Raw genomic sequence first — 16952 nt, forward strand, 5'->3', positions numbered from 1 at the left:
TCCTATTGCCGTCGGGAACGGGACGTTAGGGTGAGGTATGCCTCGCCGGAATGTTGTCGCCGCGTTCGCGCTGGCCGCATCCGTCGCCCTCGTCCTCTCCTCGTGCTCTTCGGGAAGCGGAGGCAACGCCCTCGAGGACTACGCCGGCCCACCCAAGGGCGTCACCGGGTTGCCGACAGCCGAGGAGCCCTTCGCCGCATGGCTCGGCGACGGCAAGCGCATCGCCATCACCCTCTTCGGCAGCAGCGGATGCCCGCCCATCGTCAGCCGAATGATCGTGGGTGCGTCCAACTCCCTGCAGGCGACCGTGGAGAAGATCCCCGACGACAAGGTGTGCACGGCCGACTACGTGCCGCACACCACGGTGTTCACGACGCCCGAGCAGGTGAGCACCACCTCGGACGTGAGCATCCGCTTCACCGGTAAGCCGACGATCACGCTGCCCGCCATCCGCCCCTGAGGGAGCGCTCACGGCGACGGTGCGCCGAGGGCGAACACGGGCGAAACGGTGGCGACCGCTCGTTACTCTCGATGTATCGGCGACGCATCCGCCCGCGGAGCCGAGAGGAGTAGAAGATGTTCGAAAGATTCACCGACCGAGCTCGTCGCGTCGTCGTCCTGGCCCAGGAAGAGGCCAAGATGCTCAACCACAACTACATCGGTACGGAGCACATCCTGCTCGGCCTCATCCACGAGGGCGAGGGAGTGGCAGCCAAGGCGCTCGAGTCGCTCGGCATCTCGCTCGACGCCGTGCGCGAGCAGGTGCAGGACATCATCGGTCAGGGCCAGCAGCAGCCGACCGGTCACATCCCCTTCACCCCGCGCGCCAAGAAGGTGCTCGAGCTCAGCCTCCGCGAGGCCCTGCAGCTCGGCCACAACTACATCGGCACCGAGCACATCCTGCTCGGCCTCATCCGCGAAGGCGAGGGCGTCGCCGCCCAGGTGCTCGTGAAGCTGGGCGCCGACCTCAACCGTGTGCGCCAGCAGGTCATCCAGCTGCTCTCGGGCTACCAGGGCAAGGAGCAGGTGCAGGTCGGCGGGGCCAACGAGCAGCAGCAGACCCAGGGTGGATCGCAGATCCTCGACCAGTTCGGCCGCAACCTCACGCAGGCCGCCCGCGAGGGCAAGCTCGACCCCGTGATCGGGCGCGAGAAGGAGATCGAGCGGGTCATGCAGATCCTCTCCCGTCGCTCCAAGAACAACCCGGTCCTCATCGGAGAGCCCGGCGTCGGTAAGACCGCTGTCGTCGAAGGTCTCGCGCAGGCCATCGTGAAGGGCGACGTTCCCGAGACGCTCAAGGACAAGCAGCTCTACTCGCTCGACCTCGGCTCGCTCATCGCCGGAAGCCGCTACCGCGGTGACTTCGAGGAGCGCCTGAAGAAGGTCACGAAGGAGATCCGCACCCGCGGCGACATCATCGTCTTCATCGACGAGATCCACACGCTCGTCGGCGCTGGAGCGGCCGAGGGCGCCATCGACGCCGCCAGCATCCTGAAGCCGCTGCTCGCCCGTGGTGAGCTGCAGACGATCGGTGCGACCACCATCGACGAGTACCGCAAGCACTTCGAGAAGGATGCCGCGCTCGAGCGCCGCTTCCAGCCCATCCAGGTGGCCGAGCCGAGCCTGCCCCACGCGATCAACATCCTCAAGGGGCTGCGCGACCGCTACGAGGCGCACCACAAGGTCTCCATCACGGATGGCGCCATCGTGGCCGCGGCCAACCTGGCCGACCGCTACGTGAGCGACCGTTTCCTGCCCGACAAGGCCATCGACCTGATCGACGAGGCCGGCGCACGCTTGCGCCTCTCGATCCTCTCGAGCCCGCCCGAGCTGCGCGAGTTCGACGACAAGATCTCCGTCGTGCGGGCCGCCAAGGAGACCGCCATCGAGGAGCAGGACTTCGAGAAGGCCGCCTCCCTCCGCGACGAGGAGAAGCAGCTGCTCGGCGAGCGACTGCGCCTCGAGAAGCAGTGGAAGTCGGGCGACGTCAAGACCACCGCCGTCGTCGACGAGGGTCTGATCGCCGAAGTGCTCGCCCAGGCCACCGGCATCCCGGTGTTCAAGCTCACCGAGGAGGAGTCCTCGCGACTCGTCTTCATGGAGAAGGCGCTGCACCAGCGGGTCATCGGTCAGGAGGAGGCCATCGCGGCTCTCTCCAAGACCATCCGCCGCACGCGCGCCGGCCTCAAGGACCCCAAGCGTCCCTCGGGATCGTTCATCTTCGCCGGCCCCACGGGCGTCGGCAAGACCGAGCTCGCCAAGGCGCTCGCCGAGTTCCTGTTCGATGACGAGGCGGCCATGATCGCCCTCGACATGAGCGAGTACGGCGAGAAGCACACCGTCTCACGGCTGTTCGGAGCCCCTCCCGGCTTCGTCGGCTTCGAGGAGGGCGGCCAGCTCACCGAGAAGGTGCGCCGCAAGCCGTTCAGCGTCGTGCTGTTCGACGAGATCGAGAAGGCTCACCCCGACATCTTCAACTCGCTCCTCCAGATCCTGGAGGAGGGACGACTGACGGATGGCCAGGGCCGCCTCATCGACTTCAAGAACACGGTCATCATCATGACCACCAACCTCGGCACGAAGGACATCTCGGGCGGCCCGGTCGGCTTCCAGATGGAGGGCGACACGCAGACCAGTTACGACCGCATGCGCGGAAAGGTCTACGAGGAGCTCAAGAAGAACTTCAAGCCCGAGTTCCTCAACCGTGTGGACGACATCATCGTGTTCCCGCAGCTGAGCAAGCCCGAGCTGCTGCAGATCGTCGACCTCTTCATCAAGCGACTCAGCGACCGCCTGCTCGACCGCGACATGACGATCGAGCTCACGGTCCCCGCGAAGGAGCGACTCATCGAGGTCGGCTTCGACCCGGCCCTCGGAGCCCGGCCACTGCGTCGTGCCGTCCAGCACGAGATCGAGGATCGCCTCAGCGAGAAGATCCTGCACGGCGAACTGGGTTCCGGTGACCACGTGCACGTCGACTTCGTCGACAGCGAGTTCGTGTTCACCACTTCTCGCCGCGAGCTGCCCGCCGGTGCGGGGGTCGCCGCCGGAGCCTCGGTCGGCGCGGGATCGGTGACGCCCGACCTGGCCATCACCAGCGACTGACGCGTGGAGACTGAGGGGCCGGATGCTGAGCGCATCCGGCCCCTTCTCCATGCACCTGCACGTTTCCGTTCGCTTTGCTCCCGTATGCTGCACATCATGCAGGAGCGCGAGAAGAAGACCGAAGAGCGGGCGATCAATGAGGTCGTCGACCGTCTCGCGGAGAAGTACCCCGGCGTCGAGCGCACCACGATCGAGAAGATCGTGACCGAGGAGCATCTCGAGTTCAACGGAAAGCCCGTGCGCGACTTCGTGCCGGTGCTGGTCGAGAAGAGCGCCAAGAAGCGCGTCAAGGCGCTCGCCAAGGCCTGAAGCACGCGCCCGGTGATGTTGCGGGCGCGATCAGCCCGTGAACGCGGGCGTCAGCCGCGTCCCAGTGCTTCGGCGAGAGCCGCCTTGTTCATGCGTGAATACCCCGGGACGCCTTCGGACTGCGCACGTCCGCGCAGCTCGCGGAAGCTAGGCTCCGGCGCTGCAGGCGCGTCGACAACAGACGGTCGGACCGCTCGCGGCTTCCGCGGGGCAACCTTCGGAGCGGGAGCGGGCGTGGTGGGCTCGGGCCGGCTGGCCGAATCGGCTCCACTGGGCTGCAGGGGCTCGATCGTGTCGGACTCTTGGCGGACCCGGGCGGCAGCGGCGCGCGCGGCGGACTGGGCCTCCGCGCGCTGGGCGGGGGCCTGCGCTTCAGCGCGACCACGCTTCTCCGAGCTGCGATGCGCCTTCGCCGCCCGCTCGGCCTCCTCGACCGCTGCGGCGCGGCGCTTCACGCGCTTCACGGTCTTGGCGGCGTCCTTCTTCAGCGTCGCGAGCTTGTTGTCGAGTGCATCAGCTTTCTTGCGGGCGGCCTTGTCGAGCTTGCGCACCGCCTTCTTGGCGTCGTTCACGGCATCCTTCGCCGCGGACAACGCCTTGTCGGCAGCCTTCTCCGCCTTCTTCGCAGCCATCGAAGCTCCTCTCATCGGCGCCCCGTGGACGTGACGCGCTGATTCAACGCTACCGCCGGGCTCGGTACCCTTGCCGGGTGTCTTCGTTTTCGATTCGGACTGCGCGCACCGCTGATGTGCCCGCCATCGCGGCGCTCATCGAGCCGCTCGTGCGTCGGCGCATCCTGCTCGGCAAGGAGCGCGTGGTGTTCTACGAGGCCGTACAGGAGTTCCGGGTGGCGGTCACCGAGGCGGGCGACCTCATCGGCGCCGGCGCGCTCCACGTGATGTGGGAGGACCTCGGCGAGGTCCGAACGCTCGCCGTCGCGGACGACTGGCTCGGGCGCGGGGTCGGTCACGCTCTGCTGGAGACCCTTGAGACGGATGCCCGTGCTCTGGGGCTGTCGCGGCTGTTCTGCCTGACCTTCGAGGTGCCCTTCTTCGAGCGTCACGGATTCGTCGACATGGGCGAGGAGACCGTCGATCCCGCCGTCTACGCCGAGCTCGTCCGCTCGCACGACGACGGCGTCGCCGAGTTCCTCGACCTGGCCAGGGTCAAGCAGAACACCCTCGGCAACACGCGGATGCTCAAGCGGTTCTGAGCGCGGTAGGCAGTCGCACGAACCGCCGGTGACTTCAGCGGCACCGTCGGCATCCGCACCTACCCTGTGGGTATGTCGACGCTCAAGCATCCCGTCGGCCCTCAGTCCGAAAAGGTCTACTGGCGCCGGCGCCTCATCGTCGGTCTCGGCATCGCGGCCGTGATCGTCGTCATCTTCCTCATCATCGTGCGACCCGGTTCCAGCTCCGGCGAGCCGAATCCGACTGCATCGTCCGTGACGAGTTCGTCGTCCACGGCTTCGCCGAAGGCGACCACGGCTGCGACAACCATCCCCACGGAGAAGACGGATGCCGCCGGTGCGGCGTGCAAACCGTCGAACGTGCAGGTGACCGCCATCACAGACCACGACCATTACGCCGCCGGGGAGAACCCGCAACTCTCCCTGAGCATCGTCAACAACGGGACGAAGGCGTGCGTCTTCAACGCGGGCACCTCGAAGCAGGTGTTCACCATCACGAGTGGAACCGAGAAGTACTGGGTGTCCACCGACTGCCAGACCGGCGCCGTCGACGCTGAGGTCACTCTCAAGCCGGGAGTGCCGATCAGCTCGGCAGCACCCATCGCGTGGGACCGCACCCGGTCGGCCGCCGACACCTGCGACACCGCTCGCGACGCGGTGACGGCCGCAGGGGCGTCCTACCACCTGACGGTCTCCGTCGACGGTGTGAAGAGCGCGTCCGCGCAGTTCATCCTCGACTGAGGTCTCTCCCGCGCATTCGGCCGGACGCGAACGGCGACGGATGCCCCATGCCCGCCGGATACGCTGGGGTCATGGCATCCGCGTCGGGTAGGAGATCGGGCTCGACCGGGCGAGGTGCGAGCGGTGGAGTGGCCGCGCGGTTCCGGTCGCAGGCGCTCGCGGAGGCGCTGGAGCACCAGGACATGGCGGCGGTCGCCCTCGCGCTCCGCAACGGCAACACGGTCGTCCCGTTGGTCAAGCCGGGCCCCCGCGACAACCCCCTCGACGCCGGTGAGGTGTGGACCTACCGCTCGCCCGAGACCGGCGAGCTCGCGCTGCTCCTGTTCAGCGACGCCCGCAATAAGCCCGCCAACCTCCCGCCATCCGTCGGGCTGCAGTCGCCGTCCTGGCTGCGCGCGTTCCTGGGAGCCAACGCCGAGATCATCACGACGGTGTTCCTCGACATCGCCGGCCCGCACCCAATGCAGGCGACACCTGCGGAGATCCTCCGAGCGCTCGACGCCTGACGGCGTCTCTCATGTGGCACGATCGACGCGTGCCCCATCCTGTGCAGTTGATCCACGCGACGAGTCCGTCGGCGTCGACCGAGTACGCGAGCGCGGCCGTCGTGGCAGCCGGAACGCGCCTGATCTTCTTGGCGGGAGCCTGTCCTCTGAACGTCGATGGAACGACCGCGGCGCCGGGGGACTACGCCGGTCAGGCAGCCGCCTGCCTGCGGACCATGGCGCAGGCTCTCTCCGACTCGGGCGCGGGCATCCGGGATGTCGTCAGCACGCGGATCCTGGTGGCCTCGGATGAGCGAGCGGACTTGTCGACCGTATGGCAGGTGGTGCGTGAGGCGTTCGGAGACCATGACGTCCCCAGCACACTGCTGGGCGTCACGGTCCTGGGCTACGACGGCCAGCTGGTCGAGATCGAGGCGATCGCCGCACTCGCCGACTGAGTCGGGGTGGCGTCACGCGTCCGCAGGGACAGGCTCGCGCCAACCTTCACCGGCGCGTCGGATCAGCGCTCGCCGATGCTCAGCCACCCGTCGGGCGAGCTGCCAGAGCGTGCTCGGCCGGGCGCCTCGCCGCTGTCCTTCATGGCCTGCAGCTGGCGGTCGACGTTCGCCGATGTCGCCAGGGCGGACAGCTGACGTTCGATGTCGGCATCCGGCGCTGCGGTGAGGTCCTTGAGCGCGCCGCTGGCCAGCAGTTCGTCGGTGGCCGCTGCCCGCGCCTGCATCTGGGTGACGCGGTCGCGTGCCCGGTCGAGACTGCCGCCGATGTCGTGCATCTGGTTGCCGATGCCTGCGACGGCCTCATTCGCCCGCACCTGCGCTGCGGAGGCCGAGTAGGTGGCCTTGATGGTCTCCTTCTCGATGCGGAAAGCTGCGACCTGTTCGGTGAGGCGCCGCTCACGCTCCTGCAACTGGGCGGTCTGGTTCTGCAGCGACGCGTACTGATCCTTGAGCTTCGCGACCTGGCCCTCGAGCAGTGAGCGACGTTCCAGCGCCGCCCGCGCGAGATCCTCGCGACCCTGGCGCATCGCCTCCTGGGCCTGATCGGCCAACCACTGGTAGCGCGAACCCATCTCCTGACCCTGCAGCTCTATCCGCTTCTTGGCGGTCGCGACCTCTGCGACGGCCTTGCGCACATGCTGCAGCAGCTTCACCTGCTGGTCGTAGCTGTCGTCGAGCGTGTCGCGCGGGTCCTCCATGCGGTCCAGCGCTTGGGTGGTCTTGCTGCGGAAGATGGTGCGCATTCGTGACGTGTTGGTGCTCATGAGATGGTCCCCCCTATCTGGACGGAGTGATGCTGTCGGTTGACGGCGGTCGGATCGGGTCTGCATACGTGTCGAAGCGGCGGAGCGTCCTCATCTCCTGCACCCCGGCGTGGAGTGCTGTGACCTCACGATCGACTTCGGTGCGCAGGGTGCTGAGGCTGTCATCCGCGAGGCCCGTGAGGCCTGCGGTCACGGCGCCGCGGAGACGCCCCACCAGCTCGGTGACATGCGCGACACGACGTGTGGCCTCAGGCAGTTGCTGCGCGAGCTCCGACGCGTCGGTCTCCGTCTCCATCAATCGCAGGTGGGCGTCCAGCACGTCGCTCTCGGCCTGGATGCGGCGGTAGAGCCGCGGAAGCTCACCGCTCAGGCCGTCTCGCCTGCCCGCGAGGTCGAGAGCGGCTCGCCCGCTATCGAGAGAGTCGGCGAGTCTCACCCGCAGCGCGAGGACCCTGCGCTGCGGACCCCAGCTGAGTCCGGCCCGCGTCCGGAGCGCGACACCATTCAGGGTGCGACTGCGACGGATGCGCCGGTAGATCGTCCTCACGACGAGCAGGACCGTGACGACCGAGATCGTGCAGATGGCGGCCAACGAGACGAGTATCCAGAGGAGGGTGGTCATCTCGACCACCCCGAGAGACCCGGCCGGCGGGGTGCAGCGCCCGCCCGTGTCGTGCCGGCGGCCGGGCCGAGAAGACCCGCGCGAAGCCTGATGGAGTCGACCATTGCCGCTTCCCCACTCTCTCGATGAAACGCGATATAACGCAATCTACGCCCACCGAGCGGTCGCCGTCATCCTTCCCGCCGAATTCGGAGATTCAGGCGCCGCGCCCCTCAGAATGATCGGTCGAAGTCCCGATCCCACTCCTCGCGTTGCGCAGCCCGGCGCTTCGCGGCCGCGGCAAGGTCGACGACGGGCGCGCCGGCGGCCATCCGCAGGCGATCGAGAGCCGCGCGCACGCTGCCGACCTCGGCATCGAGCACCTGCGCGAAACCGAGACGGCGGGCTTCGGATGCGCGCTGGCGGGCGGCCGACACCGGACGGATCTCGCCGGCCAGGCTGATTTCGCCGAAGGCGGTCAACTCATGCGACACGGGACGGTCGCTGATGGCGGATGCGATAGCCACCGCGATGGCGAGGTCGGCTCCCGGCTCGGTCAGGCGCACGCCGCCGACCGTGGAGATGTAGACGTCGTGCGCCGTGACGCCCTTCAGTCCGGCGCGCCGTTCGAGCACGGCGAGGATCATGGCGACCCGCGACGGGTCGACGCCGTTGACCACCCGGCGCGGCTGCGGACCCGTCGACTCGACGACCAGCGCCTGCACCTCGACGGGAATCGCACGGCGTCCTTCGAGGGCGACGGTCACACACGTTCCGGAGACTGGCGTGGCCGAGCGACTGAGGAACAGGCCGCTCGGGTCGGGCACCTCCACGATGCCGTCGCCGGTCATCTCGAAGCAACCCACCTCATCCGTCGGGCCGAACCGGTTCTTCAGCGCCCGCACGAAGCGTAGCGCCGTCTGCCGGTCGCCCTCGAAGTGGCAGACCACGTCGACGAGGTGCTCGAGCAGTCGCGGGCCGGCGATGGAGCCGTCCTTGGTGACGTGTCCGACGAGCAGCACGGGCAGTTCGCGGTCCTTCGCCAGTCGCACGAGCGCTGCGGCCACCTCGCGGACCTGCCCCGGCTGGCCGGCGAGGCCGTCGGAGAGCGCACTCGACACGGTCTGCACCGAGTCGACGATGAGCAACCGGGGCTCGATCGCCTCGACCTGTCCGAGGATGGTGCCGAGATCGGTCTCGGCCGCGATGAAGAGGTCGGGCACGAGAGCACCCGTGCGGCCCGCACGCATGCGCACCTGGCTGACGGACTCCTCGGCACTCACATAGAGCACGCGCTGGCCGGTGGATGCCGCACGCGCGGCGACCTCGAGCAGGAGCGTGGACTTGCCGACGCCCGGCTCACCGCTGAGCAGGATCGCGGCGCCCGGAACGACTCCGCCGCCGAGCACGCGATCGAACTCGCCGATGCCACTGGGCCAGCGGGTCACGCTCTCGGTCGTCACGTCGGTGATGGCACGTGCGGTGCGGCCGGCCGACACGAGCACCGGCTTCACCGCGCGGGCGTTGGCGCCGGGCTGCTCAGCGGCATCCGTCACCGTGCCCCACTGCTGGCACTCGCCGCAGCGACCCACCCATTTGGCGGTGGTCCACCCGCATTCGACGCAGCGATACGCGTTGACGGTTCGAGCCATGCTGCGAGCCTAACCGCGGCCGCCGACACCGCCGGGCGGCGCTCCGCCGCCATCCGGATGGGCCGCCGTCAGCCACGATGAGGAGGAGCCCGGGCTCAACCGAGTTTCGGATAGGGGTAGTCGTGAGAGCGGTTCTGGAACTGGAGGATCGCCTCGTTGCGCACACGCCCCTCCTCGATCTCGATCGCGCGGCGGATGGTCTCGGACCCGGCCCACGCCTCCGGACCCTCCATGACGGTACGGAGGAACGGCATGAGCGCTTCGCTGATCTCCCAGGTCGCCGAGTTCCACAGGTACGAGGGGCTGTGGTCGACGGCGTAGTAATTCGTCGATCGCCCGACCGTGAACATCGGGCCGGTGAACGTGGTCGCCCGCGCCCACTCGAAGCCCATGCCCTCGTCGATCGAGACATCGACGATGAGACTGCCGGGCCGGAAGGCGTCGAGGTCGGCGGTGCGGAGGTAGGTGAGCGGCGCATTCGGATCCTGCAGCGTGCAGTTGACGACGATGTCGTGACGGGCGAGAAACGGCGCGAGGGCCACCGGGCCCTCCTCGGTGTTCACGATGCTCTCGTCGGGGCTGTCGGGATCGGTCTCGATCTGGATGATGTCGATCGACGGGATGGGCGAGCCGACGGCCGCGGTGTCGCGGTTGGTCAGCACACGCACATCGTGGATGCCGTGGGCGTTCAGCACGGTCACCGCACCCCGGGCGGTCGCGCCGAACCCGATGACGGCCGCATTCAGCCGCCTCCCGTAGTCGCCGGTCGATCCGCACAGCTCCAGCGCCTGCAGAACGGAGCAGTATCCGGCCATCTCGTTGTTCTTGTGGAACACATGCAGCCCGAACCCGCCATCCGCCTGCCAGTGGTTCATCGCCTCCCACGCGATGAGCGTGAGCCGCTTGTCGATGGCCAGCTGGGTGATCTCCGGATCCTGCACGCAGTGCGGCCAGCCCCACAGCACCTGTCCGTCGCGCAGCTCCTCGAGGTCGGATGCGAGCGGCTTGGGCAACGCGATCACGTCGGCTTCCGCGATGATCGTCGCGCGGTCGGCCACAGCGCCGACGAGGGACGCGAGTTCGTCATCCGTCACGCTGTAGCGCTCGCCATAGCCCGTCTCGAGCATCATGCGGGCGCGGATGTCCTCATCGATCCGCTCGAGATGCGACGGATGCAGCGGAAGCCGCCTCTCATCGGGCTTGCGTGACGTGGCCAGCACGCCGAGGCGCAGTAGAGGATCGGTGCTCATGCTGCCGACGTTACGCCACCGCTGCTCGCCCGGGTCGGTCGGGACGATTCGCGAAGTCCTGCGCGCTCAACTAAACTCCCTCTCGGTACCGTGTCCGAGCGGCCGAAGGTGCAACTCTCGAAAAGTTGTGTGGGTGAAAGTCCACCGTGGGTTCAAATCCCACCGGTACCGCCACGAAAACGCCCCGCGATTCCTTGTAAACACTCGGGATGCGGGGCGTTTGTTAGTCAGGCAGATGCCCGTCTGACTACATTTTGACTACATTTGAGTTGCTCCGAGCCTCGTCAAGGGCGATGGCAACGGCGTCGAGGTCGTCGTCGAACAGGTCCGCGTAGGTGTCCAGCGTCATCGCCGCGGACGAGTGGCCGAGCATTCGATGCACGGCTTTGACGTTCGCGCCGGCGCTGATGGCGAGGCTGGCGGCCGTGTGTCGGAGGTCGTGAATCGTGACTCGGGGAAACTCCGTGTCGGACGTCTGCGATCGTGCGACGGCGGAGACGTACCAACCGCGTCGCCGGTCCGGCTGGTGAAGGTAGGTGGTCCCGTCTCCGAAGAGAAGGTCCGCGGGCGTCTTCGTCTCCGTGAGAGGTGTGAGCAGTGGGGTGAGAAACGGCGGGAACGGCACGCTACGTGACTCCCCGGTCTTGGGGGTTCCAACGTGGATGGTGCCGGCGACTTCCACCGCGTTCTCGTGCACGTACACGCGTCGCCGGTCCAGGTCGACGTCGCCGACGTGGAGGGCGACCGCCTCGCCCCAGCGCAGTCCGGTGTACGCGAGCAACAGGACCAGAGTGCTGTGCTTCTTGGCGTTCTGGGCCAGAACGCCGACCTGACTATGGCTGAGGTACTTGTGCTTGTTCCGGACTCGGCGAGGCAGGTTCACGCCGCGGGCGGGATTGGAGGGGATGCGGCGGTCCTTGACCGCGACGTCCAGGATGCTGGCGAGAACTCCGTAGGCGCGAAGCACAGTAGTTGCCGACCGGGTCTTGCCATCGCCGCGCGTGAACGCCGTGACCCAGCTCTGCACCTCCGAGTGTCGGATCTCGCCGACGCGACGATCGCCCCACTTCGGCTCAACATGTAGTCGCCATGCGACTTGGACAGGTCGCAATGATGAGGGCTTCAGGTGGTGTTGGTTGACAAGCCATTCAGCGCCGAGAGCTGTGATCGTCATGCGCGACGCGCGAGCATCCATGAACTCGCCTCTGGCCTGGGCCACGTCGACGGATGCCAGGAACAGTTCCGCGTCGCGCTTGGTGCGAAAGCCGCGCTTGCCGGTCTGGTCGCGCTCGGGCGTTCGGTACTGAACCCGGTATCGCTTCCCGGAAGCCGTCTCGTAAGCATGAATGCTTCCCATGACGTGACCCTAGTTCTGACCATCAACATTGCGGCGGCGCTTCAGGAGCGCCTGTCGACTGAGTCCACTGAGGTAAGCAAGCGAACTCCAGCTTTCTCCGGCGGCACGGAGCGAGTCGACGAGATCGTCTCGCTGGGACCGCAGCTCGTCCACTTCACGCTGGAGACGTCGGAGGGACCTTCCGGCCTCGCTCAGCGTCTTCAGGGCGCTGGCGCGGCTGCCCCAATCTTTTTCGAGAGCCGCGACCGCGTCGGCGGCGCGCCGCTCGGCGGCTCGAGCCTGGTTGCGTACTGCGAGGGCAATGGCGCCTCGTTCGCGTTGAAGACGCTGCCGTTCATAGGAAACTCGCTTATCGATGTTCGGTCTCATGCAACCAAGTTCCGGATCGGCGCTCGCTTTCGCGCGCGACTGGCCGATCGTCGATGCTGCCCGCGTGCGACGAGTCACTTTCTACTGGACACCACGCCCATACGACACTTCGAACAATGCCGGGCAAAATGCTGGACGGTATCAGCATGCGAGTCGCCACCCGGATGATTTGTCCAAGGACGGCGCGGTCGAGCGAGCCCACACTGTCGCCGCAGCGCTATCCCGGCCGACGACCGGTTGGACGGGTGCCGGCTGGCTTAGGCGATGCGTGCGATTTCGACGGTGATCGTGGCGTCGGGGTGACCGGTGTCGCGGGCGAGGGTGAGGAGGGTGTCGGCGACGTCGGTCGCGGTTTGGGATGCATGGCCGTCGCGGTCGATGGCGATCTGGGTGGTGATGGTGGGGTGGCCGCCAGCCGTGTTGATGGCGACGACGCTGGGCGGGGCGGTTTGGATGGTGTCGGTGATGATGTTGATCACGGCACCGGGTAGGGCGATGATCGGTTTCAGGACGGCGGGGAGGGCAGCAGGGGTGGCGGGCCGGTAGGCGTCCATGACGCCGGGGGTCGCTCTGATGCGGGCTGTGAGAGCGATCTCGTCCAGGACGTGGGATGGTTCATCGCCGGTGAGCATGCCGCTGGTGGGTGGAGTGGGGTTGGTCATGAGATCTCCTGTGCCCGCAGGGGGATGTCGTGGATGTTCTCGATGGTGATGTCGATGCCGGCGATGTTCAGGTCGGTGTGTTGCCGGAGCGCGGCGTACAACCGGGTGCGGACGAGGTCGGCCCGTTCGGGGCCGCTGTTGCCCCAGGCGATGCTCGCCGACACTGTTAGGTGGATGGGGGCGCCGGGGGTTTCCACGTCGCCATCGAGGATGCACCGTCCGATGAGGATCCCGTCGATGCTGTCACCGGTTGCGCGGACGAGGGAGCGGATGGCTCCCTCGGTGATACTCAACTGCACCTGCGGATCGGGGTGAGCTAGCGGCAGGGACCGGCCGGCGCGCATCTCTTGGCTGATGCTGGTCATGATGGTTTGAATCCACGCCTCGGATACGGGCGGGAGTTGTTCGGCTTCGTGTTCGAGCAGGTCGCGGGAGAGTTGCCCGAGACGCTCAAGCGCTTCGAGGGCGTTGAGGCACTCCGGGCAGGTTTCGATGGACGCGTCGAACGGGGTGCGGTCGGCGGCGAGGTAGTCGCTGAGTTCGTCGAGAGTTTTGCCGCAATCCAGGACGGTGGGTGTGATCTCGGTCATCGCCACTCCTCCATCTCGATCGCGACGCTAGCGCGGGCCCGGGCGAGTTTGCCGCGGACCGCTCCGGGGGTCAGGTGCAGTTCTTGCGCTATCTCGGTGTAGCTCAAGCTGACCAGTTCCCGCAACAGCCAGCACTGCTTCTGATCCTCGGGAAGTCTGTCAAGCGCGCCTGAGAGAGCATCCAGTTGCGCGTTCCGGATCGCCGCGGTTTCAGGATCCGGCGTGGTCGCGACCGCCAGGTGGAGCAGCGTGTCGGTCTCGGTGGCGGGCCGGCGGCGGAGGTGAGTGAACGCGGTGCGGCTGACGATCCGCATCAGCCAGGACCGTACCGCGGCCGGGTCGCGGATCTCGGAGAGCTGCCGCCACGCGGTGTAGAACGCGTCCTGAACAACGTCATCGGCATCCGCTTCCGACCGCAAGATGCGGTACGCGTAGGAGCGCATCAGGGGCCCGTGGCGGCGGATGATCACCTCGAACGCGGCGGTGTCGCCGTCGGTGGCACGTTCGACCAGGACGGCGTCGTCAACGGCGTTCAGATCGGCGTTCAGATCGACGCTCATCGGAGCCTGAGCGAATGGGGCACTGTCATCGGTTCACTTCGTCTGAATCTTTTTTGTGACGGATCCATGCTCGGAGGCGTCCTATCTGTAGAGCGACATCTTCGCTCCGATGCGAAACGGCCGGCTTGGCCCCTCGTATCACCATGAACATGTACGAGGAGTCAACATGGCTGACACAGAGTTCTCAACCCCTTCCACCCCCGCCCCGGTACCGACCGGTCTGAGCACCTCCCGGGTGGACCGGTCCTCCCGGCCAGCGCCCGCACCGAGTGAGGGCAGCAGCAGCGGCGGCAAGACCACCATCGCCGATGGTGTCGTTGCCAAGGTCGCCGGAATCGCGGCCCGCGAGGTCCGTGGGGTGTACGCCCTCGGCGGCGGCGGCGCCCGCGCTCTCGGCGCGATCCGCAACGTGATCAACGCCGACGACCTCTCCCAGGGCGTCAAGGTCGAGGTCGGCGACACGCAGGCCGCCGCGGACATCACCATCGTGGTCGAGTACCCGATGCCGATCCAGGAAGTAGCCTCCGGCGTGCGCTCCGCGGTCAGCTCCGCCATCAGCACCCTGGTGGGCTTGCAGGTCGTCGAGGTAAACGTGGCCGTCAACGACGTGCACCTGCCCAGCGACGATGACGACAAGGACACAGAATCGCGCGTGTCATGACCAGCACCGTCGTAGGCATCCTCGTCGGCGCCATCCTGGCCGTGAGCGCGTTGGTGTTCGGCTTCTGGGGATTCCTGCTCGTAGCCCTGTTCATGCTGATCGGGGCCTTGGTGGGACGATTCGCGGAAGGCCGGCTGGACATCCGCGGCGTCGCCAATGCGTTCAGCGGCAAGCGGACCTCCTAATGGACGCACCCACCGACGGCACGTCCGAGGCGGCGACGGGGGGCGGCAACACCGCCGCCCCCGGGCAGCCGCTGCACCCCGGCCGGATCACCGTCGCCGAACGGGCGCTGGGCCGGGTCGCGGAAGTCGTCACCGCCGAAACCCTGGGCGTGTCCCGTGACAAGCTCAGCGTCACCGTCGCCGCCGGCGGCGGTGGGCTTGCCCTCCAGGTCCGCTCCCCGCTTCCGGTGCCGGACCTGGACGATGACGCCGCCATCCACGCCGGCGGGTCCGTCATCGACCGCCTCACCGCCGCACAGGCCACCATCCGCGACCGCGCCACCCAGATCATGGGACGGCCGGTGGTGCGGGTCAACATCCGCATCGATGGCGCCGAGATCAGCGAAAGGAAGCGTGTGCTGTGAGCAGCGCCCCCTACCGGCGGATCATCCGCCGCGAAACCCACTCCCCCCGCACCACCGCCGTGATCATCGTGGTCATCCTGCTGATCCTCGGCCTGGCCTACGCCGGCACCGAAATCATCCTGGCGATGCTCACCCGTCCCGCGTTGCTGCTCGCCCCCACTGACGCGGGAACTTCCCTAGCCAAACTGCCCACCCTGCAACCGGTGGCAGGCGTCATCGCCGCCGGCGTGGTGCTGGCCATTCTCGGCCTGATCCTGATCGTGCTCGCCCTGACGCCGGGCCGGCTGGCCAAACACGAAATGGTCTGGGACGACCGGGCCGTCGTCGTCGATAACGGTGTCATCGCCGCCGCAATCGCCAACCGCATCTGCGAACAGACGGGTCTGTCCCGCGACCAGGTCACTGTCAGCGTCACCCACCGCACCGTCCAAGCCGATCTCCGCCCCGGCGGCAGGCTCACCCTGGATGAGGCCGCCATCCGCTCCGTCATGGACACCGAACTGGCTGGCTACCAGCTCACCCCGAAGGTGAGCACCCGAGTGCGGGTCGACAAACGCGAACGGGTCAGCTGATGAGCGCCCCCGCGACCCACCGCAAGGAGAACCCGGCATGAATGCCACCAACCGTTTCGCCAACAGGACCGGCCTGTTCATCCTCGGTCTGATCCTGCTCGCCCTCGGCGCCGCCGTCATCGCCGCCACCACCGTCCCGCAATGGGGCACCTGGTGGACCGATGGCGGTCAGGCTACCCGACGGTGGTTGGATCAGGCCATCGCCGACACCCGCATCGCCGACACCACCGTCAGCTGGGTGGCCGTGATCAGCCTGGCGATCTTCCTGATTGTCATCATCATCCTGATCGCCGCGCTGACCCGGCTCGGCGGCGGACGGACCTCTACCGTCCTGCGAACTTCCCGCGGTGTCGGTGATGATAACGGTGCCATCATCGTGGACTCCGCATTCACCTCCGATGCCCTCGGACACACCCTCGGGAAACGACCCGATGTGCTGTTCTCCTCCGTCAGCGCCCACCGCATCCGAAAGACGCCGGTAATGCACCTCAGCGTCACACCCCGGCAGAACACCTCCCCGAGGGAGCTCGCCGACGACGTCGACCACCTGCTGAACAACCTCACCGTCCTGACCGGGGAGTCCATCCCGACCTACCTCTCCATCCACTCCGGCCTGCGCGCCCGCCTCGCCCACGACAAGGGCCTCGGCTAAGCCCGCGGACCCAGCCACCGCCACCTAGGCCCTGCCAAACGAAACGGATCACCTCATGGGCTTCTTCGGATTCCTCCTCCTCGGCCTGATCGCCGGTGCGATCGCCAAACTCATCCTCCCCGGCAAGCAAGGGGGCGGCTGGCTCATCACCCTCCTGCTCGGCGTCGTCGGCGCCCTCCTCGGCGGCCTGATCGGCAGCGCCCTGTTCAACGTCGGGCTGCAGAACTTCTGGAACCTCGGCACCTGGCTCCTCGCCATCGGCGGCTCCATCCTGGTCCTGCTCATCTACGGCGCGATCGTCAACCGCAGACGAGCCTGACCTC

At 67.4% G+C, this 16952-nt stretch carries 23 protein-coding genes and 1 tRNA gene; 15 read left to right on the forward strand and 9 right to left on the reverse strand.

The annotated features are described in order from the left end of the window. Positions 1-37 precede the first annotated feature (37 nt). From E6C70_RS14885 to E6C70_RS14895, 3 genes are all read left to right on the forward strand, one after another. Positions 38-460, forward strand: coding sequence for a hypothetical protein (locus E6C70_RS14885; protein WP_136425293.1), 423 nt, complete (start codon positions 38-40; stop codon positions 458-460). Positions 461-576: 116 nt separating this feature from the next. Continuing rightward, the gene (locus tag E6C70_RS14890; RefSeq protein ID WP_136425294.1) at positions 577-3105 is read left to right on the forward strand and encodes an ATP-dependent Clp protease ATP-binding subunit; all 2529 of its coding nucleotides are present in this window, start codon (positions 577-579) and stop codon (positions 3103-3105) included. Positions 3106-3201: 96 nt separating this feature from the next. Next, positions 3202-3414: a three-helix bundle dimerization domain-containing protein gene (locus E6C70_RS14895; protein ID WP_136425295.1), complete on the forward strand. Its 213-nt coding sequence runs from the start codon at positions 3202-3204 to the stop codon at positions 3412-3414. A 50-nt stretch (positions 3415-3464) separates the two neighbouring features. Here the strand turns inward: E6C70_RS14895 and E6C70_RS14900 are convergent, their stop codons facing one another. After that, a complete protein-coding gene (locus E6C70_RS14900; protein WP_136425296.1) occupies positions 3465-4046 on the reverse strand; it encodes a hypothetical protein in 582 nt (193 codons plus the stop codon). 77 nt (positions 4047-4123) lie between these two features. On the opposite strand from E6C70_RS14900, the gene E6C70_RS14905 reads away from it, so the two are divergent. The 4 genes from E6C70_RS14905 to E6C70_RS14920 all read left to right on the forward strand — a co-directional run bounded on the left by E6C70_RS14905 (position 4124) and on the right by E6C70_RS14920 (position 6290). Beyond that, the gene (locus tag E6C70_RS14905; RefSeq protein WP_136425297.1) at positions 4124-4627 is read left to right on the forward strand and encodes an amino-acid N-acetyltransferase; all 504 of its coding nucleotides are present in this window, start codon (positions 4124-4126) and stop codon (positions 4625-4627) included. Between the two features lie 72 nt (positions 4628-4699). Beyond that, positions 4700-5347, forward strand: a complete 648-nt coding sequence (locus E6C70_RS14910) for a hypothetical protein (RefSeq protein WP_136425298.1) — start codon at positions 4700-4702, stop codon at positions 5345-5347. Between the two features lie 47 nt (positions 5348-5394). After that, complete coding sequence (locus E6C70_RS14915) at positions 5395-5853, forward strand: dehydrogenase (protein WP_235833553.1); 459 nt, start codon at positions 5395-5397, stop codon at positions 5851-5853. Between the two features lie 29 nt (positions 5854-5882). Continuing rightward, entirely contained in the window at positions 5883-6290 is a 408-nt protein-coding gene (locus E6C70_RS14920) for a RidA family protein (protein WP_136425299.1), read from the forward strand. A 62-nt stretch (positions 6291-6352) separates the two neighbouring features. On the opposite strand, the gene E6C70_RS14925 is transcribed toward E6C70_RS14920, so the two are convergent. From E6C70_RS14925 to E6C70_RS14940, 4 genes are all read right to left on the reverse strand, one after another. After that, positions 6353-7114 (reverse strand): PspA/IM30 family protein, encoded by a 762-nt coding sequence (locus E6C70_RS14925; protein ID WP_136425300.1) that lies wholly within the window; start codon positions 7112-7114, stop codon positions 6353-6355. A 13-nt stretch (positions 7115-7127) separates the two neighbouring features. Next, on the reverse strand, positions 7128-7736 hold the full coding sequence (locus E6C70_RS14930; protein ID WP_136425301.1) for a hypothetical protein: 609 nt from the start codon (positions 7734-7736) through the stop codon (positions 7128-7130). Positions 7737-7948: 212 nt separating this feature from the next. Continuing rightward, on the reverse strand, positions 7949-9367 hold the full coding sequence (radA, locus tag E6C70_RS14935; RefSeq protein WP_136425302.1) for a DNA repair protein RadA: 1419 nt from the start codon (positions 9365-9367) through the stop codon (positions 7949-7951). 95 nt (positions 9368-9462) lie between these two features. Continuing rightward, positions 9463-10617, reverse strand: coding sequence for a N(5)-(carboxyethyl)ornithine synthase (locus E6C70_RS14940; RefSeq protein WP_136425303.1), 1155 nt, complete (start codon positions 10615-10617; stop codon positions 9463-9465). Between the two features lie 84 nt (positions 10618-10701). Between E6C70_RS14940 and E6C70_RS14945 the strand changes: the two genes are divergently transcribed. Next, positions 10702-10791: transfer RNA gene (locus tag E6C70_RS14945), tRNA-Ser, on the forward strand. Positions 10792-10864: 73 nt separating this feature from the next. Here the strand turns inward: E6C70_RS14945 and E6C70_RS14950 are convergent. Next, entirely contained in the window at positions 10865-11644 is a 780-nt protein-coding gene (locus tag E6C70_RS14950) for a tyrosine-type recombinase/integrase (protein ID WP_328590861.1), read from the reverse strand. 99 nt (positions 11645-11743) lie between these two features. Here E6C70_RS14950 and E6C70_RS17255 point away from each other — a divergent pair, with 99 nt between their 5' ends. Then, positions 11744-12511, forward strand: a complete 768-nt coding sequence (locus E6C70_RS17255) for a hypothetical protein (RefSeq protein ID WP_328590862.1) — start codon at positions 11744-11746, stop codon at positions 12509-12511. An 89-nt stretch (positions 12512-12600) separates the two neighbouring features. Here E6C70_RS17255 and E6C70_RS14960 read toward each other — a convergent pair whose 3' ends face one another. The 3 genes from E6C70_RS14960 to E6C70_RS14970 are packed head-to-tail and all read right to left on the reverse strand — an operon-like array spanning position 12601 to position 14155. Beyond that, positions 12601-13005, reverse strand: a complete 405-nt coding sequence (locus tag E6C70_RS14960) for a hypothetical protein (RefSeq protein WP_136425306.1) — start codon at positions 13003-13005, stop codon at positions 12601-12603. Then, a complete protein-coding gene (locus E6C70_RS14965) occupies positions 13002-13595 on the reverse strand; it encodes an anti-sigma factor (protein WP_136425307.1) in 594 nt (197 codons plus the stop codon). Before E6C70_RS14965 ends, E6C70_RS14960 begins: the two co-directional genes overlap by 4 nt. Next, on the reverse strand, positions 13592-14155 hold the full coding sequence (locus E6C70_RS14970) for an RNA polymerase sigma factor (protein ID WP_136425308.1): 564 nt from the start codon (positions 14153-14155) through the stop codon (positions 13592-13594). Before E6C70_RS14970 ends, E6C70_RS14965 begins: the two co-directional genes overlap by 4 nt. Before the next feature lie 166 nt (positions 14156-14321). On the opposite strand from E6C70_RS14970, the gene E6C70_RS14975 reads away from it, so the two are divergent. The 6 genes from E6C70_RS14975 to E6C70_RS15000 are packed head-to-tail and all read left to right on the forward strand — an operon-like array spanning position 14322 to position 16948. Beyond that, positions 14322-14816, forward strand: coding sequence for an Asp23/Gls24 family envelope stress response protein (locus E6C70_RS14975; RefSeq protein WP_136425309.1), 495 nt, complete (start codon positions 14322-14324; stop codon positions 14814-14816). After that, complete coding sequence (locus tag E6C70_RS14980) at positions 14813-15001, forward strand: DUF2273 domain-containing protein (protein ID WP_136425310.1); 189 nt, start codon at positions 14813-14815, stop codon at positions 14999-15001. The genes E6C70_RS14975 and E6C70_RS14980 overlap by 4 nt, the downstream gene beginning before the upstream one ends. Next, positions 15001-15405 (forward strand): hypothetical protein, encoded by a 405-nt coding sequence (locus E6C70_RS14985; protein WP_136425311.1) that lies wholly within the window; start codon positions 15001-15003, stop codon positions 15403-15405. The genes E6C70_RS14980 and E6C70_RS14985 overlap by 1 nt, the downstream gene beginning before the upstream one ends. Next, positions 15402-15977 carry an Asp23/Gls24 family envelope stress response protein gene (locus E6C70_RS14990; RefSeq protein WP_136425312.1) on the forward strand — a complete coding sequence of 192 codons (576 nt, stop codon included), beginning with the start codon at positions 15402-15404 and terminating at the stop codon, positions 15975-15977. The genes E6C70_RS14985 and E6C70_RS14990 overlap by 4 nt, the downstream gene beginning before the upstream one ends. A 37-nt stretch (positions 15978-16014) precedes the next feature. Then, positions 16015-16629, forward strand: a complete 615-nt coding sequence (locus E6C70_RS14995) for a hypothetical protein (protein WP_136425313.1) — start codon at positions 16015-16017, stop codon at positions 16627-16629. Positions 16630-16684: 55 nt separating this feature from the next. After that, positions 16685-16948, forward strand: coding sequence for a GlsB/YeaQ/YmgE family stress response membrane protein (locus E6C70_RS15000; protein WP_136425314.1), 264 nt, complete (start codon positions 16685-16687; stop codon positions 16946-16948). Positions 16949-16952 lie beyond the last annotated feature (4 nt).

Source organism: Orlajensenia flava, from assembly GCF_004801905.1.
In the GTDB taxonomy this organism is placed as follows: domain Bacteria; phylum Actinomycetota; class Actinomycetes; order Actinomycetales; family Microbacteriaceae; genus Orlajensenia; species Orlajensenia flava.

Excerpts from the sequence above, each read along its gene's own strand:
- E6C70_RS14885 (WP_136425293.1), top strand. The coding sequence starts at position 38 with ATGCCTCGCCGGAATGTTGTCGCCGCGTTCGCGCTGGCCGCATCCGTC.
- E6C70_RS14890 (WP_136425294.1), top strand. The coding sequence starts at position 577 with ATGTTCGAAAGATTCACCGACCGAGCTCGTCGCGTCGTCGTCCTGGCC.
- E6C70_RS14895 (WP_136425295.1), top strand. The coding sequence starts at position 3,202 with ATGCAGGAGCGCGAGAAGAAGACCGAAGAGCGGGCGATCAATGAGGTC.
- E6C70_RS14900 (WP_136425296.1), bottom strand. The coding sequence starts at position 4,046 with ATGGCTGCGAAGAAGGCGGAGAAGGCTGCCGACAAGGCGTTGTCCGCG.
- E6C70_RS14910 (WP_136425298.1), top strand. The coding sequence starts at position 4,700 with ATGTCGACGCTCAAGCATCCCGTCGGCCCTCAGTCCGAAAAGGTCTAC.
- E6C70_RS14915 (WP_235833553.1), top strand. The coding sequence starts at position 5,395 with ATGCCCGCCGGATACGCTGGGGTCATGGCATCCGCGTCGGGTAGGAGA.
- E6C70_RS14925 (WP_136425300.1), bottom strand. The coding sequence starts at position 7,114 with ATGAGCACCAACACGTCACGAATGCGCACCATCTTCCGCAGCAAGACC.
- E6C70_RS14930 (WP_136425301.1), bottom strand. The coding sequence starts at position 7,736 with ATGACCACCCTCCTCTGGATACTCGTCTCGTTGGCCGCCATCTGCACG.
- radA (WP_136425302.1), bottom strand. The coding sequence starts at position 9,367 with ATGGCTCGAACCGTCAACGCGTATCGCTGCGTCGAATGCGGGTGGACC.
- E6C70_RS14940 (WP_136425303.1), bottom strand. The coding sequence starts at position 10,617 with ATGAGCACCGATCCTCTACTGCGCCTCGGCGTGCTGGCCACGTCACGC.
- E6C70_RS14960 (WP_136425306.1), bottom strand. The coding sequence starts at position 13,005 with ATGACCAACCCCACTCCACCCACCAGCGGCATGCTCACCGGCGATGAA.
- E6C70_RS14965 (WP_136425307.1), bottom strand. The coding sequence starts at position 13,595 with ATGACCGAGATCACACCCACCGTCCTGGATTGCGGCAAAACTCTCGAC.
- E6C70_RS14970 (WP_136425308.1), bottom strand. The coding sequence starts at position 14,155 with ATGAGCGTCGATCTGAACGCCGATCTGAACGCCGTTGACGACGCCGTC.
- E6C70_RS14975 (WP_136425309.1), top strand. The coding sequence starts at position 14,322 with ATGGCTGACACAGAGTTCTCAACCCCTTCCACCCCCGCCCCGGTACCG.
- E6C70_RS14980 (WP_136425310.1), top strand. The coding sequence starts at position 14,813 with ATGACCAGCACCGTCGTAGGCATCCTCGTCGGCGCCATCCTGGCCGTG.
- E6C70_RS14985 (WP_136425311.1), top strand. The coding sequence starts at position 15,001 with ATGGACGCACCCACCGACGGCACGTCCGAGGCGGCGACGGGGGGCGGC.
- E6C70_RS14995 (WP_136425313.1), top strand. The coding sequence starts at position 16,015 with ATGAATGCCACCAACCGTTTCGCCAACAGGACCGGCCTGTTCATCCTC.
- E6C70_RS15000 (WP_136425314.1), top strand. The coding sequence starts at position 16,685 with ATGGGCTTCTTCGGATTCCTCCTCCTCGGCCTGATCGCCGGTGCGATC.